Below are 16,225 nucleotides of genomic sequence, written 5' to 3' on the forward strand. Positions count from 1 at the left end.
CTGAAAAAGTCCAATTAATATGTGAGGTAAAAAGGAGGGCTTAAAAAAATCAACTTGATACGTTGAGAATCGTTTATACGACTCGGCGATGAGACTTGTAGGCCTATAAGACAAGGAAAAGGGGTTGTTCGTGCTTATTGAACAACCCCTTCATTTTTGCCGGATTTTCCGGGACTTTTTCAGTGCCCTCCAAATTGGCCGGGCTTTTTGTTTATCTGAAAAAAAGAATTTTTATTAATATTCAAATACCCCAAATTCCGATTTAACGGTTACTCCTTTAGTTTCTGCTGCCTCAACACGGCCAATAATTTGCGCTTCAACACCAAAGCTTTGCGATATTTTAATCAGGTCGGCAGCTATTTCCTGGGGTACGTATAGTTCCATCCGGTGCCCCATGTTGAAAACTTTGTACATTTCCTGCCAGCTGGTTTTTGATTCTTCGTGTATCAGCTTAAACAGGGGAGGAGCCGAAAATAGGTTATCCTTTATAATGTGCAGGTTGTCAATAAAGTGCAATACCTTGGTTTGCGCGCCGCCGCTGCAATGTACCATGCCATGAATCTGGCTGCGATAGCCATCAAGTATGGCTTTAATAATAGGTGCATAAGTACGGGTTGCGCTTAAAACAAGCTTGCCTGCTGTTATGCTTTGACCATCACCAATATCAATCATATCAGTAAGGTTTTTACTTCCGCTGAATATCAGTTCATAGGGGATGGCAGCATCATAGCTTTCAGGATATTTTTCGGCTATGGTTTTGTTAAATACATCATGCCGGGCAGATGTTAATCCGTTCGAACCCATACCGCCGTTATATTCGTTTTCGTAACTGGCTTTGCCATAAGATGCCAAGCCAACTATAACATCGCCCGGCTGTATGCGGTGATTTGAGATTACATCATCACGTTTCATGCGGCAGGTAACTGTAGAATCTACAATGATGGTGCGCACCAGATCGCCTACATCAGCAGTTTCGCCACCGGTTGAATAGATGCCGATGCCGGCATCGCGCAATTCGCTTAGTATTTCTTCGGTTCCGTTAATAATAGCCGCTATAACTTCGCCAGGTATTAGGTTTTTATTACGGCCAATAGTTGATGACAGCAGGATATTATCAGTAGCGCCTACGCAAAGCAGATCATCAAGGTTCATGATAATGGCATCCTGCGCTATGCCTCGCCATACAGATATATCGCCTGTTTCTTTCCAGTAAGTATAAGCCAGTGACGATTTTGTACCGGCGCCATCGGCATGCATGATGTTGCAGTAGGTGTCATCGCTGGTTAAAATATCCGGAATAATTTTGCAAAAAGCCTTTGGGAAAATTCCTTTGTCGATATTTCTTATTGCATTGTGTACATCATCTTTTGAGGCAGATACGCCACGTTGATCATAACGTTGTGAAGAAATCATGGCGCAAAACTAACTATTTTAACACTAATTACACGAATTGTTGCGAATTACACGAATGTGTGAGATTGCGACATTGATCATAAAAAGAGAGCAGGCATTAACCGGCTCTCTTTAATAATTTGTGAAATTCGAAACAATTAGGTGCTATTCGTGAGAAATTATTTTACAAACAGTAGTTCCCTGAATTTTGGTAATGGCCAAAGGGTATCATCGACCAGTTGTTCCAACTTGTCAACATGGTAACGGATAGGTTGGAAGAATGATTTTACCTTTTCGTCATAATCAATCGCGCGCTGACGTATGTCATCAATGGCATTGGCCTTTTTACGCTCATCAACCATTTGTTCTACGTTGGTTTTTATAAAGTTAACGTGTTGGGCTATTTTATTAATAATATCGAGCTGCGCAGTATAAGTGCTGCCGTCAAGACCAATGTCTTTTAAACCCTTTACATTTTCAATCAATTTAGATTGGTAAGCTATGGCCGATGGTATAATCACGTTCATAACCAATTCGCCAATAACACGGGCTTCTATCTGTAGTTTCTTATAAAAGGCATCAAGCAAAATTTCATGACGGGCATGGGCCTCACGCGGGGTAAATATCCCTGTTTCTGCAAAAAGGATATCAGTTTTCTCAGATAGCATGGCATCCAGGGCCTTTGGAGTGGTTTTAACATTTGGTAAACCCCTTTCTTCTGCTTCTTTTTCCCAGGCTTCGCTGTAGCCATTGCCCTCAAAACGAATGTTTTTAGATTCCTTGATGTATTTTTTGATCACCATTAATATGGCTACATCCTTTTTCTCGCCTTTTTTTATCAGTTTATCAACGTCATATTTGAACTTTTTAAGCTGATCGGCCACGATGAGGTTTAGAACCGTCATGGGGCTTGCCGAATTTGCCGATGAACCAACAGCACGCAGCTCAAACTTGTTGCCGGTAAAGGCAAATGGCGAAGTGCGGTTACGATCGGTGTTATCCGGCAAAATTTGCGGAATTTTAGGAATACCCTGCCATAATAAATTGTCTTCTTTTATTTTTTTGCTGATCCTTGAGGTTTCAATTTCGTCAAGCACGTCATTTAACTGGCTGCCTAAAAATATAGAAATAATGGCAGGGGGAGCCTCATTGGCGCCTAAGCGGTGATCGTTGTTTACTGACGCGATAGAAGCCCTTAGTAAATCAGCGTGTTCATATACCGCTTTTATGGTGTTCACAAAAAAGGTAAGGAACATCAGGTTGTTTTTTGGAGTTTTACCCGGCGATAACAGGTTTTTACCCGTGTTGGTTATCAGTGACCAGTTATTGTGCTTGCCTGAGCCATTAATGCCGGCATATGGTTTTTCGTGCAGTAATACCTTAAAATTGTGCCTGCGGGCAACCCTGTCCATCAGGTCCATCAGCAACTGGTTATGATCAATGGCCAGGTTTATTTCTTCATAAATAGGGGCGCATTCAAATTGCGAAGGCGCAACTTCATTATGGCGTGTTTTCAGTGGAATACCTAACAACAGGGCTTCAGCTTCCATATCCTGCATGTAAGCATATACACGTTCTGGTATCGATCCAAAGTAATGATCTTCCAGTTGCTGGTTTTTGGCCGATATATGGCCGAAAAGTGTGCGGCCGGTAAGGTAGAGGTCAGGGCGGGCGTTAAACAGGGCAATATCTACCAAAAAATATTCCTGCTCAATACCTAATGACGCATTTACCTTTTCAATTCCCTTGTCAAAATAGTGGCAAACATCAACGGCAGCTTTATCCAAAACATTAAGCGCCTTTAACAAAGGAACCTTATAATCAAGCGCCTCTCCGGTATAGGAAACAAATACGGTTGGTATACATAAGGTACGCGCCATTAAAAATGCCGGCGAAGACGGATCCCACGCGGTATAGCCGCGGGCCTCAAAAGTATTGCGTATGCCGCCGCTCGGAAAGCTCGAAGCATCGGGTTCCTGCTGGGCTAAGGCATCGCCCGAAAAACGTTCAATGGCGCCTCCATCAGCTGTGGGTTCAAAAAATGCGTCGTGTTTTTCAGCTGTGGTACCGGTAAGCGGTTGAAACCAGTGTGTATAGTGCGTTGCCCCTTTGCCTAAAGCCCACGATTTCATGGCGGAGGCAATTTGCTCGGCCAGGTCGCGCGGAATTGGTTCGCCTTTTTCAATAGAATTGATAATACCCTGGTAAGCCTCAGTAGAGAGGTATTCCTTCATTTTCTTTTTATCGAAAACATTGGCGCCAAAGTAATCGGAAATTTTTGAAGAAGGGGCTTTCACCTCAGGGATGGTTCTGCTCTGAACGTCCTGCAGTGCTTTAAATCGGATGTTAGACATAAGATATGCGGTTTAAATAAAGGTCAACTTTCAAAAATAGAACTATCATTTAAAATATGCATAAAAATTAGCGGAAATAACGTGAAATAACTTATGCAGTAATATAAGGTATGGTAGCTCTGATCTGTTTTAAAGTGATTTGAGTGTTAAGGAGTGAAAATATGTAATTTTTTGCCACTGCTTTTAATTAAAGATGATATAGATCGCATTTTTTAGCCATAATTGATTGAATTTTATGAATAGTTGTTATTTATTTCAAGAATTATGCAATTTGTTTTTTGAAATCTCTAAATTTTTACTTTGATTTTAGTTTCTATTTACAATTTTCGTAAATATTGTAGATTTTTGTGTTGTTTTTTTATTAAAAATTTGTTATTGTTAAAATAACTACATAATTTCAGAAAATAATTTACAGAAACATCATAATTATTATATTTTTTATAAAAAACTTAATAATTCCCTGATTAAACTAAGTATTTTTGGTTTTTTTAGATGTTTTAAGGTGTTTTTGTTGATTTTTTGAGCTTTGCAATCAAACTAAATTTATATAATACAACAATCAAACTAAATTAAACTTTAAAAAACAATCAAAACAATGAAAGTAAGTTCAACAAAACACAACCTCCTGAGTGCAGTCCGGCAACTGTCACGTGAAAAATGGGCGCTGGGAGCTACCATTTTAACAGGAAAGATGATTGGTTTATTGCTGGTGCTTGTGGCAATGATGACTTTGCCAGGTATATTAGGTACTTCGGCCCACGCTGCTGAAACTTATACCGCCCATGAAACTGCAATGATCAATACCGTAAACACGGTTTGGACCCTCGTTGCTGCCTTTTTGGTATTTGGTATGCAGGCGGGTTTTGTTATGCTTGAAGCTGGCTTTGCCCGCAAACGCGAAACGGTAAACGTTTTAATGGAGTGTATTTTTGATACATGCCTTTGCGGGTTACTATTCTACGCCATAGGTTATGCCTTTATGTTTGGTAATGGCAATGGCTTTATTGGCTGGGGCGGACTTGGAGCTGATGGGAAAACCATCACAAACTGGTTCTTTTTACAAAACACCCCTGCCACTTATGGCGCAACAGGTATTCCGCTTTTGGCGCACTGGATATTTCAGTATGCATTTGCTGATACCTGCTCAACCATTGTTTCTGGTGCAATGATAGGTCGTACCAGTTTCCGCGGCGATATTTTATACAGTATAGGTATTACAGGATTTATTTACCCGATAATTGGTCACTGGGCATGGGGACCCGACGGTTTCCTTGCAACCATGGGTACATCAGGGATTTTTGCTCATTTAAGCGCACAGCCTTTCCGCGATTTTGCAGGTTCAACCGTGGTGCATACCATTGGTGGTGTTGCATCGTTGGCAGGTGCAATGGTGTTAGGCCCGCGGTTAGGCCGCATATTTGCCCGGGACGATAAACAAAAAGGCGGATTGCCTCCGGGTCATAACTTATTAGTAGCTGCAGTAGGTGGTTTTATATTATGGTTTGGATGGTATGGCTTTAACCCGGGTTCAACCCTGTCGGCAATGGATATGCAGGGTATTGGCCGCGTAGCTGCCAACACTACACTTGCAGCCTGCGCCGGTGGTTTTTCTGCCATGCTTGCAGCGCTTTGGTGGGGGCCAACAAAAGGTAAATTTGATTTGGCCTTTACCATAAATGGTTTCCTGGCAGGTTTGGTTGCTATCACTTGCCCATGTTACTGGGTAAGCCCGCTGGGTTCAATTTTACTTGGCGCGGTTGCAGGCCTAATCATATTTGCTGGTGTTTATGCTATTGAGTGGTTCCGTATTGACGATCCGGTTGGTGCAGTTTCTGTACACGGCTTAAACGGTATATGGGGTACCTTGTCATTAGGTTTATTTGCTTCAGGTCAGTTTGGTGCTACAGGCCCAACAGGTGCCGATAATTCAGCTCCGGTTACAGGTTTGTTTTATGGCGGGGGCTTTGATGTACTTAAGGCTCAATTTATCGGCAGCTTTGCTATTACAGCTTCGGTATTCATTGTGAGCTTCGCTATGATGTATATCATCAATAAATTACCTAATCCATGGAGACTGCGTATTGAAGAGCACGGCGAGGTTAGCCTGGGTGGTATCGACGTATTTGACCATGGTATTGAAGTTTACCCTGTTCAAGAAGAGGAAGTTAGCTTAAGCGGTCTTTTTGACAAAGGGGTTAAATCTACTTCTGAGGTTTAAGAATAAATAACCAGGGCTTTATAAAAACTGCCTGTAATACCTTGTGTGGTTGGTTAGTGGCTTTTTTGCAATGGCATAGCCAACTGCACAGGGATTTTTTATGCCGACAATAAATGATCCCAAATGTATTTAACTTTTTGTATTACAGGTTTTTACATATACCAAACCAAAAACAATTAACAAACTAAAGTTTAACAATTAAATCGTTATCATGAAAAAAGTAAGTTTACTCTTATGTTTATTTTCTATCGCGGCCTTTACAGTTAAGGCACAGGACTCTACAAAAACTGCGGCACCCGACCCGCCGTTGACCATCACGGGCTCGGTAGATGCCTATTATAAATATGACTTTTCCAAACATGCCAATATACCCACCAGCTTTGCAACCGATCATAATTCCATGTCAATAGGTATGGTTGACCTTGGACTGAAGAAAAAAGTAGGTAAAGCGGCATTTGTGGGTGAGCTTTCCTTTGGTCCGAGAGGTCAGGGGCAGTCTATCCCCAATGCAGGTGATAATGGCGATTCGTTCCATATCCAGAACTTATACATGTCATATGATGTAACCGATAAGTTTGTACTGACCGGTGGTTATATGTCAACCTTTATCGGTTATGAAGTAATCAGCCCGGTAGGCAACTTTAACTACTCTACCTCGTACCTGTTCACCAACGGTCCGTTCCAGAATGCAGGTTTCAAGGCCACCTATTCGTTCTCGGATAAAGTAAGTTTAATGGCCGGTATCTTTAACGACCAGTGGAATGCCTACAAAGCCAATACCGGAATGAATAACTTTGGCGCACAGCTGATGATCGCCCCGGTAAAAGGTTGGACAGCTTACCTGAACGTAATAACGGGCGGCACAGCAGGTACCGAGTTTGACCTGACCACGGCTTACCAGATCACCGATGCCTTTAAACTGGGCCTGAACGCAGCTGATTACAAAGCAACTAATGGCACCAAAGGCGGTTTCACCGGAGTGGCCTTGTATCCACAGCTGGCGGTATCGAAAGATGTGACTTTGGGTTTAAGAGGGGAGTATTTTAAAACCAAAGCGGGCGACTTTGCCCTGGCTGGTCCTGACCCGGGCGAGCATGTAACAGCGGTAACCTTTACAGCCAACATCAAGGCAGGGCCGTTATCGCTAATCCCGGAGTTCAGACTGGATAATAACTCTACCGAAGCCTTTACCAAAAGCTCGGGCGATCCTACAAAATCTGCCTCGCAATTTGTTATAGCAGCGGTTTACGCTTTCTGAAAAAAACAAAATAATGTATTTTTATTAAAAGCCGCTCCGAATAACCGGAGCGGCTTTTATCTTTATAGCGAAAACTGTTCCGAAAAAATGCTCCGGGACGGCTTCGTTACTTAAAACAAATTACACTGATGAAGAATATACTGATCGCTTTTATTTGTATCCTGTTTGCTAAAAATGCTGCCGCACAGAAAGATTCTCTGGCGATTGATGAAAATGATAAATATATCTATTATCAAACGGTTAGTGAGCCCAATTTAAATGCCGATACGTTATATAACCGGGCGCTTTACTTTTTTAAAACAGGTAATGCTAAAGATAAGCTGAAATTGACTACGGCCGACAAAGCTCAGGGTGTGCTGGCTGGTAACGGTGGCTTTCTGGTATCAAAAAAGTCGTTTGTAACTACGCATGAGGATGGGGAAATAACCTATACAATGCGCATCGAGGTAAAGGATGGCAAATACCGGTATTGGTTTACTGATTTTGTGTACGTGCCTTATCAGCGTAACCGTTATAATATTTATGAGCCAGTGCCGGGTATAACTATACCTTTAGAAAAGGCTGACGGCAAATTGGATAAACGTGATATAGCTGAATTTCAGAACCGGATACTGTTGAATAGTCGCAGGGTAGGCGGGGTTCTGCGTGCATACATGTTAAAAGTTTCGGCATTACCCAAGGCAGAAAAAAAGCTGAATAAAATATCAACTAAGGAGTGGTAGACCTCACCTAAATCCTCTCCAAAGGAGAGGGCTTTGCTTGTATGTGCTGTTTTTAGCTTCTTTCCTTTGGACGGGAATGGCCATGAAAAGACAGCTAAAAAAAAGAGGGCATTGTGTTGTATTTGAACGCTGGCAAAGACTCGCCCCGACATCGCTGTGCTGGGCGACCCTCCTATGTTTGTTATCAAATGATAAATTAGCTTAGCATAACAAAAGTGGAAGGAAATGAGAGCAGAGGACGACCCAAACAATCATAAGATATGTTCAGAGAGAGATACTGCCTCATTTCTTTTTATCCTTTAGAGTTTGAACAGAATGTAAGGAATATTGCATAGCGATATATCCAGGATATCCAACCAGGAGAGCAAACGAAGAAGGGTTATTCACTTTTGATATATTTAATTCAGGTGATGACAAGAATTTTAAAGCAAGTAGCCGGCATAGATGTGGCTCAAAACGAATTAGTAGTATCGTTAGGAAGAGTTGATGAATTTCTTTGTAAAGAAATTTATTCCTATAAGACATTTGCCAACAAGCCATCAGGTTTTGCTGCTCTACAGCTATGGATAAATAAGCATACGGACAATCAGGTATCTGTTCGTTATACTATGGAAGCCACCGGTGTTTACCATGAAAAATTGGCTTATTACTTATCGGATCAGGGTTTTGAGGTAAGTGTTGTATTGCCTAATAAGATCAGTAGTTACATGAAAACGCTGGAGATAAAAACGATCACAGATAAAACAGCATCGCAGGCTATATGTCAGTTCGGATTAGAACGATCACTTGATCTCTGGCAACAGCCAAAAAAGATATTCAGGGATCTGAAGCAGTTGACAAGAGAACGGGATCAGATCGTAGCCGACCGTACAATGGCTAAAAATCAATTGCATGCAGAACAGGCAGAGGCTTTCCCTAACGACAGAAGTATATACAGGGCGAATCAGCGGATCAAGCTACTCAATGAGCAGGAAAAAGAGATCAAACAAGAGCTGGCTGTATTTGTAAAAACAGATAAGGAACTACATAAAAAGATAGACTTGATTACTTCCATATCAGGAGTAGGAGATCTTACAGCGGTAATAGTATTAGCAGAAACCAATGGCTTTGAGTTGATCAGAAACAAAAAACAGTTGATAAGTTTTGCCGGGTTGGATGTTATCGGAAAAGATTCGGGTACATCAGTAAAAGGGAAACCCAGGATCTCAAAAAAAGGGAATCGGCATATTAGGAAAGCGATGCATATGCCTTCTTTAAACGCGATCAGAAATGATGAGCGCTTTAAAGCGATTTTCGTTAGACTGGTATCCAAACACGGCATTAAAATGAAAGCAGCAGTGGCTGTACAAAGAAAAATACTGGAAATGATTTATACGATCTGGACAACAGAAAAACCTTATGATAAAGAATATTTACAAAAAACAAATATAGCAACAGCTTAAAAGAGTTAGGGCGAATAAAACACGAAGTCATACCGCCCTAAGCAAGCTGACATAAAGCCGCCTTAAGTAAACAAAATTAAAAATTATTTGATAAGTAACACAGAATCTCTCTTCAGCTTCGCTGGAAAGAGGGTGAAAAAAAGTTTTATTTTTATTTGTCATCCATCCTGAGTGTAGCGAAGGGGCTATTAGTGAACTATGCATATTACAGAATAGATGCTTCACTATGTTCAGTATAACAAGTTTGTTTTTTTACCCTCGTTGTGCTACAGGCGTAGGAGGGTGATCCAGCGCAGCGCAGGCCGGGTGAGTCGTCAACAGCGTTCAAGCATGGTGGTACCCTCTCGCTTTTTTGACTTTATTATGCTGTCTTTTTATGAGCTATTACTCTTTGGAGAGAGTTGGGCTGAGGTCAAAAAAAAAGCCGCATTTTTTAAAAATGCGACTCTAGTTTTTTCTTGTTTTGGTTTGATATATATATATAGTGCTGATTAAAGTTCCTCGTCGTGCTGACTGATATCAAGCCCGGCAAGTTCCTCTTCTGGAGTTACACGCAGCTTGCTGATTATGTCGGTTACTTTTAATAAAACTAATGAGCCGAAAAAAGCGAAGGCTGAAACGCCTATTAAAGTTATCAGGTGAACAAAAAATAAATGCGTTTCGCCATAGTATAAACCATTGCCGGTAGTGTTGGCTGAGTTTACATTTTGGTGGGCAAATACGCCGGTTAATAACATACCAACCATACCGCCTACGCCATGACAAGGGAATACGTCAAGAGTATCATCAATGCTGGTTGATGTTCTCCAGATTACAACCAGGTTACTAACCACGGCAGCAACTATGCCTATTATTAATGAGTGGGGGATGGTTACAAAACCGGCTGCAGGTGTAATGGCAACAAGGCCAACAACCGCGCCAATACATGCGCCCATAACACCTGGTTTTTTACCGCGCAGTATGTCAAAAAACATCCATGACATGGCAGCGGCTGCCGAAGCGGTAGTTGTAGTAGCTAAAGCTGTGGCGGCTAAAGTGCCTGAGCCCAGGGCCGAACCTGCGTTAAAGCCGAACCAGCCGAACCATAATAAACCTGTGCCTAATAATACATAGCTTATACGGGCAGGAGCGTGTGCTTTATCATTACGTTGTTTTAAATATAACGCAGAGGCAAGGGCTGCCCAGCCTGCAGACATGTGTACAACTGTGCCACCCGCAAAATCAAGTACGCCTTTGCCAAAAAGGAAACCATCCGGGTGCCAGGTTGAATGCGCAAGCGGTGCATATATAAATATCATGAACAGGCAAAGGAATATTACATAGGAGTTAAAGCGGATACGCTCGGCAAATGCGCCGGTAATAAGGGCCGGGGTAATTACCGCGAATTTTAGCTGGAACATGGCAAACAACACCAATGGTATGGTTGGTGCCAGCTTCCAGGTGGCATTGCCTAATGTGCCTTTCATCATAAAGAAGGTGCGCGGATCGCCAATGAAGCCGCCGATAGAATCGCCGAAGGCAAGGCTAAATCCAAAAATAACCCATATTACAGTAATAACGCCCATGCAAACAAAGCTTTGTAACATGGTTGATAGTACATTCTTTTTACTAACCATACCGCCATAAAAAAAGGCAAGTCCTGGGGTCATGATCAGTACAAGTGCAGTACTTACCAATAGCCAGGCAGTGTCACCGGTATCAATTTTACTGTCTTTAACGGTTGTTAAGGTAACCGAAGGATATATAAGGGCAAGTACAATTACAATTATAAGTACGCCAAAGGGTATGAATTTTTTCATGTTTAGGATTTTAGGGAATAGTTAATAAGTTTATTAATGCTACCTGATACCCAATCAAAAATATCAGGCAGCATTAAAGAGATTAATAATATACCCGGCACCAATCAAAATGCCGGATGGTATTAAAAACTAAATTTTTTAAAAAACAATGAAATCCGGGCGCTTAATCAGAGCATCCGGAAGAAATTGTTTTTTATCCTACCAAAAAGCGTGAAACGGAAAAAGGATGAGTTTGCGAAAGCGTGACAGTTCACTTGTGCCGCGGCCGCAAATGAAATTCATATATTTAATTCCAGCGGAATAAAAATTAGGACAGTGGTAAAAATTGTGTATGGAATGCGCGCCACGGTGTTGTAGGATATTAATTACCGGGTTTGGTGCATTATTGATATTGTATTCGTAATTGAAGGGATTGTGTTGCGGATTTGTCGCCAGAAAGAACGTTTTTTTAACCGATTTGTGGCCTATATGGTATAATCCTCCTCTTCCGGACGCTGAAAATCCTGAAAAAAGAAAAATTATTAAGGATGTAAGTTTATAAATCCTGTTAACCATATCTAAAAGTAGTAAAAAAATAAAATAAATGGCATTTTTTTATAAATATTTTAACTTTTTATTGATTTATGTAATAAATGTACATGAAAATAAACTTTTGAATAGTGATTAGCATGATTTTAAATAAAAATTAAATGTTTTTGGCAAATTTTTTAATGATTTTAATTATTTGACCGATTTAAATAAAGGATGAAATTTTGATGAAATTTTATTTGGAAATAAAAATATCTTTTTACAAAATATTATATAAGTATAATCGTTATAATTGAAATTAAATTCTAAAATTATGCTTATCACCAAACTAAATTTGTACAATGCCGAGTGGCTCGACCTTGTATTTGATCATCGCAACAAAGAGTATGGCGCTTACGACTTAAGGCAGCACTATGGCCGTAACATGACCAAGGCCATGGCCCTTACTTTTACCGGCGTTGCCATTTTAGTAGCAGCCAGTATTATATTTAAGCCTAAACCGGCTGAACGGCTAAGGATAATTGAGGTCCCGTTAATGGACATAAAAACTATTAAACAGGAAAAACTCATCGAAAAACCCAAACCCGCGGAAGCAAAACCAGCCGCTCCACTTAAACCAGTGGTACCGGTGCAAACAGTTCAAAATTTACCCCCGGTTGTGGTTCCTAATGATCCGCCTATTGACCCGCACACTACTGCTGAATTACAAAACAGTGTTATAAGCAATGTAGACAGCAAAGGCGCGCCTGGAGGTACCAACGTTTTAGATGGAAAAGCGGATGGAGGAAATGGTAACACGGCGGCTCCGGAAGATAATGGTGTAAAGGAATTGGGCACATTGGAAGTTATGCCTGAGCCCGTTGGCGGTGCAGCGGCATGGGCTAAATTTTTGCAGAAAAATTTGCGGTTCCCGGCTGTTGCGCAGGAGCAAGGCGTTTCGGGAAAGGTTCTTTTAAGTTTTATTATTGAAAAAGATGGCTCATTATCAAATATAAAAATAGAACGCGGCGCGGGGTACGGATTTGATGAAGAGGCGCTGCGTGTACTCAAACTGGCCAAAGCCTGGAAACCTGGTATCCAGAATAATCAGCCGGTGCGCGTTAGGTATAATATACCTATTAACTTTCAATTATCTGAATAGAAAAAACAGAAGAAATGGGCTCGTGAAACGATTAGGGGGAAGTATGCATCGTTAAACGGCCGCATGGGCAAGCGATTATTTCGTTTGCCCTTTTTTGTTATAGGTGTTTTCGGAAAATAATTCCAAAAGCAGTCATTAATTTATTGTAGCATTCGTACAAGAAATCAATTATATTTAATGATGTATAGAAAATGAAGATTTTTAGTATCATCCTTATTTTATCTTGTCTGATGGCATATAAAGCTAATGCTCAGGATAGTATTGGAAATAACAAGCAGGAAAAAAAAGTTTTACAACTGATTAACTCCTTGCCGGAAATTATTTCTGGAAATGAAAAGAGATCGCCACAAAGGCTCATGCATGCTTATATAGAAGATATTCCGACCTCAAAAAATAGGTTTTATAAGGTATCGGTATGTGATAATTTTGCCGGCAGGTTATTTACCTATTACCGATTCAGGGTTTATCTACCTGACTATTCCATTTATTATGACGATTTCAACAATGGAAAACTGGTGCCATTGAAGTTATGGCATAAGCAGCCTTATGGCATTTACAGTAAATAACCTTACAATAGCCGATAGTATTCATTGTTCGAAGTATGCCGGTAGTTTGCAACTACATTTAAAATAAAGCAATCCTTTATCTTTTGTCCTTTCTCTTTCATCCCTTTCTCCTTTCGCCGTTTTTTCCTAATTTTGCGCATCCTTTCAAATAAAACAATAGTACATTGGAGCACCAGGAATTAACCACCGTTGAAACCGCCAAAGATTTAGGCTTATTACCCGAAGAATTTGAACGTATTAAAGAGATATTAGGGCGAGTTCCCAATTTTACCGAGCTTTCTATTTTCGCGGTAATGTGGAGCGAGCACTGTTCGTACAAAAACTCTATTACATGGCTAAAAACTTTGCCTAAAGATAGTCCGCGTATGCTGGCTAAGGCAGGTGAAGAAAATGCCGGCCTTGTTGATCTGGGCGATGGCATTGGCTGTGCTTTCAAGATTGAATCACATAATCACCCATCGGCGCTTGAACCTTACCAGGGCGCGGCCACAGGGGTGGGCGGTATCAACCGCGATATATTTACCATGGGCGCAAGACCCATCGCGCAGCTAAACTCACTGCGTTTTGGCGATCTTACCTTAGATAAAACTAAATGGCTTGTTAAAGGTGTGGTTAAAGGTATCAGCCATTACGGTAATGCCTTTGGTATCCCAACCGTAGGCGGCGAACTGTTTTTTGACGATTGTTATAATGTAAACCCACTGGTTAACGCCATGTCGGCAGGTATTGTTAAAGCGGGCGAAACCGTTTCGGCAACATCGTACGGTGTGGGTAACCCGGTATATATAGTAGGTTCTGCAACCGGTAAGGATGGTATCCACGGCGCGGCATTTGCATCAAAAGATATCACTGCCGATTCTGTAAACGATTTGCCGGCCGTACAGGTGGGTGATCCGTTCCAGGAAAAATTGTTGTTAGAGGCTACCTTAGAAGTTATTAAAACAGGTGCCGTAGTAGGTATGCAGGATATGGGCGCTGCCGGTATCATTTGCTCCAACTCCGAAATGAGTGCCAAAGGCGAGCACGGTATGCGCATCGACTTAGATAAAGTGCCCACCCGCCAGGATCATATGAAGCCTTACGAAATTTTGTTATCCGAATCTCAGGAGCGTATGCTTATTGTGGTTCACAAGGGTCGCGAAAAAGAAGTAGAAGCTGTTTTTGATAAATGGGATCTGAACTGCGCTATTATTGGTGAAGTAACCGATACCCAGCGTTTAGAATATTACATGCATGGCGAAAAAGTAGCCGATGTGCCTGCCGACGACCTTGTATTAGGTGGTGGCGCACCGGTTTATCAGCGTGAATACCGCGAGCCTGCTTACTTTGCCGAAAATCAGAAATTTAACATTGATGATGTTAAAGAACCTGAAAACCTGGTTGAAGTTGCCGAGCACCTGGCAGCACACCCCAACCTGGCTTCAAAACGTTGGGTAACCGACCAGTATGATAGCATGGTAGGTGTACAAACCATGACCGCAAACCTTGCTTGCGACGCTGCCGTGGTTGCCGTTAAAGATACCGACAAGGCTATCGTGCTAACTACCGACTGTAACTCACGCTATGTATATGCCGATCCTTATAAAGGTACAGCCATAGCCGTTGCCGAAGCAGCACGTAACATTACCTGTGCCGGCGGCGATCCTGTTGCCATTACCAATTGCTTAAACTTTGGTAACCCTTACATTCCTGAAGTTTACTGGCAGTTTGTAAGCGCTATTAAAGGTATGGGTGATGCCTGCCGTAAGTTTGAAACCCCTGTTACCGGTGGTAACGTGAGTTTCTACAATCAATCTGCCGATGGCGGTTCAGTTTTCCCTACACCAACTATTGGTATGCTGGGTGTTATGGATGACGTAAACAACATCATGACTGCCGATTTTAAACAACCTGGCGACCTGATTTACCTGATAGGCGAATCGGTTAATGATATTGCTTCGTCACAGTACCTGGCATCATGGCATAAAATTTTAAAGGCGCCTGCACCTTATTTTGATATAGATAAGGAGTATGGAGTGCAGCAGACTATAAAAGAACTGATTAAGCACCGTGTTATTGAGTCGGCACATGATGTGGCCGATGGTGGTTTGTATATCGCCTTACTGGAATCGTCAATGCCAAATGGTTTAGGTTTTGATATTGAAACCGATGATGCTATCCGTAAAGATGCCTTCCTTTTCGGTGAGGCCCAAAGTAGGGTGGTAGTAACCGTTGCCCCCGAAGAGCAGGAACGCTTTGTTGAGTTTATGGCTACCAGCAATGTTGAATTTAGCTTGCTGGGTACCGTTAACAATGGCTTCCTGAATGTTGACGAAGAACCGTTTGGTCATGTTACCGACCTTAAAATGGTTCACAGTAATGTGTTACATACAATTTTAGGCGAATAATGCTGAGGCTAAACCGGGTACATCACATAGCTATTATTTGTGCCGACTACCAAAAGTCGAAGCATTTTTATACTGATATACTGGGTTTAAAAATAGTACGCGAGGTTTATCGCGAACAGCGACAATCATACAAGCTTGATCTGGAAGTCGGCGACCTCTACCAGATCGAGCTTTTTTCATTTCCGGAGCCGCCTACTCGTCCATCACATCCCGAAGCAGCAGGTCTGCGCCATTTAGCCTTTGAGGTTGATAATATTGATGAAGCTGTGGCTCACCTGACGGCGGCTCGCGTTGTAACCGAACCCATTCGTGTAGATGAATGTACTGGCAAACGTTTCACCTTTTTTGCCGATCCGGATGGCTTGCCATTGGAGCTTTACGAAAAGTAAGCCCCTCTAAATCTCCCCTAAAGGGGAGA

General features: G+C 41.7%; 11 protein-coding genes. 8 read left to right on the forward strand and 3 right to left on the reverse strand.

The window, feature by feature from the left end:
- Nucleotides 1-234: 234 nt before the first annotated feature.
- Nucleotides 235-1,413, reverse strand: a complete 1,179-nt coding sequence (locus SNE25_RS11810) for an AIR synthase related protein (protein WP_321565305.1) — start codon at nt 1,411-1,413, stop codon at nt 235-237.
- A 158-nt stretch (nt 1,414-1,571) separates the two neighbouring features.
- Nucleotides 1,572-3,746 (reverse strand): glutamine synthetase III family protein, encoded by a 2,175-nt coding sequence (locus SNE25_RS11815; RefSeq protein ID WP_321565306.1) that lies wholly within the window; start codon nt 3,744-3,746, stop codon nt 1,572-1,574.
- A gap of 595 nt (nt 3,747-4,341) precedes the next feature.
- Between SNE25_RS11815 and SNE25_RS11820 the strand changes: the two genes are divergently transcribed.
- The 4 genes from SNE25_RS11820 (at nt 4,342) to SNE25_RS11835 (ending at nt 9,386) form a co-directional block, all read left to right on the forward strand.
- Nucleotides 4,342-5,964, forward strand: a complete 1,623-nt coding sequence (locus SNE25_RS11820; RefSeq protein WP_321565307.1) for an ammonium transporter — start codon at nt 4,342-4,344, stop codon at nt 5,962-5,964.
- Nucleotides 5,965-6,175: 211 nt separating this feature from the next.
- Nucleotides 6,176-7,222, forward strand: coding sequence for an outer membrane beta-barrel protein (locus SNE25_RS11825; RefSeq protein ID WP_321565308.1), 1,047 nt, complete (start codon nt 6,176-6,178; stop codon nt 7,220-7,222).
- 128 nt (nt 7,223-7,350) lie between these two features.
- A complete protein-coding gene (locus SNE25_RS11830; protein ID WP_321565309.1) occupies nt 7,351-7,944 on the forward strand; it encodes a DUF4468 domain-containing protein in 594 nt (197 codons plus the stop codon).
- Nucleotides 7,945-8,354: 410 nt separating this feature from the next.
- Nucleotides 8,355-9,386, forward strand: a complete 1,032-nt coding sequence (locus tag SNE25_RS11835) for an IS110 family RNA-guided transposase (protein WP_321565310.1) — start codon at nt 8,355-8,357, stop codon at nt 9,384-9,386.
- A gap of 491 nt (nt 9,387-9,877) precedes the next feature.
- On the opposite strand, the gene SNE25_RS11840 is transcribed toward SNE25_RS11835, so the two are convergent.
- Complete coding sequence (locus tag SNE25_RS11840) at nt 9,878-11,185, reverse strand: ammonium transporter (protein ID WP_321565311.1); 1,308 nt, start codon at nt 11,183-11,185, stop codon at nt 9,878-9,880.
- Nucleotides 11,186-12,026: 841 nt separating this feature from the next.
- Here SNE25_RS11840 and SNE25_RS11845 point away from each other — a divergent pair.
- From SNE25_RS11845 to gloA2, 4 genes are all read left to right on the forward strand, one after another.
- Complete coding sequence (locus tag SNE25_RS11845; protein WP_321565312.1) at nt 12,027-12,854, forward strand: energy transducer TonB; 828 nt, start codon at nt 12,027-12,029, stop codon at nt 12,852-12,854.
- A 230-nt stretch (nt 12,855-13,084) separates the two neighbouring features.
- Nucleotides 13,085-13,420: a hypothetical protein gene (locus tag SNE25_RS11850; RefSeq protein WP_321565313.1), complete on the forward strand. Its 336-nt coding sequence runs from the start codon at nt 13,085-13,087 to the stop codon at nt 13,418-13,420.
- Nucleotides 13,421-13,584: 164 nt separating this feature from the next.
- Complete coding sequence (purL, locus tag SNE25_RS11855) at nt 13,585-15,807, forward strand: phosphoribosylformylglycinamidine synthase subunit PurL (RefSeq protein ID WP_321565314.1); 2,223 nt, start codon at nt 13,585-13,587, stop codon at nt 15,805-15,807.
- Nucleotides 15,807-16,196: an SMU1112c/YaeR family gloxylase I-like metalloprotein gene (gene gloA2, locus SNE25_RS11860; RefSeq protein WP_321565315.1), complete on the forward strand. Its 390-nt coding sequence runs from the start codon at nt 15,807-15,809 to the stop codon at nt 16,194-16,196. The genes purL and gloA2 overlap by 1 nt, the downstream gene beginning before the upstream one ends.
- Nucleotides 16,197-16,225: the final 29 nt, after the last annotated feature.

The organism is Mucilaginibacter sabulilitoris (assembly GCF_034262375.1).
In the GTDB taxonomy this organism is placed as follows: domain Bacteria; phylum Bacteroidota; class Bacteroidia; order Sphingobacteriales; family Sphingobacteriaceae; genus Mucilaginibacter; species Mucilaginibacter sabulilitoris.

Bases quoted from the DNA above. Each gene is read 5' to 3' on its own strand.
- SNE25_RS11810 (WP_321565305.1), bottom strand. From the start codon at position 1,413: ATGATTTCTTCACAACGTTATGATCAACGTGGCGTATCTGCCTCAAAA.
- SNE25_RS11815 (WP_321565306.1), bottom strand. From the start codon at position 3,746: ATGTCTAACATCCGATTTAAAGCACTGCAGGACGTTCAGAGCAGAACC.
- SNE25_RS11820 (WP_321565307.1), top strand. From the start codon at position 4,342: ATGAAAGTAAGTTCAACAAAACACAACCTCCTGAGTGCAGTCCGGCAA.
- SNE25_RS11825 (WP_321565308.1), top strand. From the start codon at position 6,176: ATGAAAAAAGTAAGTTTACTCTTATGTTTATTTTCTATCGCGGCCTTT.
- SNE25_RS11830 (WP_321565309.1), top strand. From the start codon at position 7,351: ATGAAGAATATACTGATCGCTTTTATTTGTATCCTGTTTGCTAAAAAT.
- SNE25_RS11835 (WP_321565310.1), top strand. From the start codon at position 8,355: ATGACAAGAATTTTAAAGCAAGTAGCCGGCATAGATGTGGCTCAAAAC.
- SNE25_RS11840 (WP_321565311.1), bottom strand. From the start codon at position 11,185: ATGAAAAAATTCATACCCTTTGGCGTACTTATAATTGTAATTGTACTT.
- SNE25_RS11845 (WP_321565312.1), top strand. From the start codon at position 12,027: ATGCTTATCACCAAACTAAATTTGTACAATGCCGAGTGGCTCGACCTT.
- SNE25_RS11850 (WP_321565313.1), top strand. From the start codon at position 13,085: ATGGCATATAAAGCTAATGCTCAGGATAGTATTGGAAATAACAAGCAG.
- gloA2 (WP_321565315.1), top strand. From the start codon at position 15,807: ATGCTGAGGCTAAACCGGGTACATCACATAGCTATTATTTGTGCCGAC.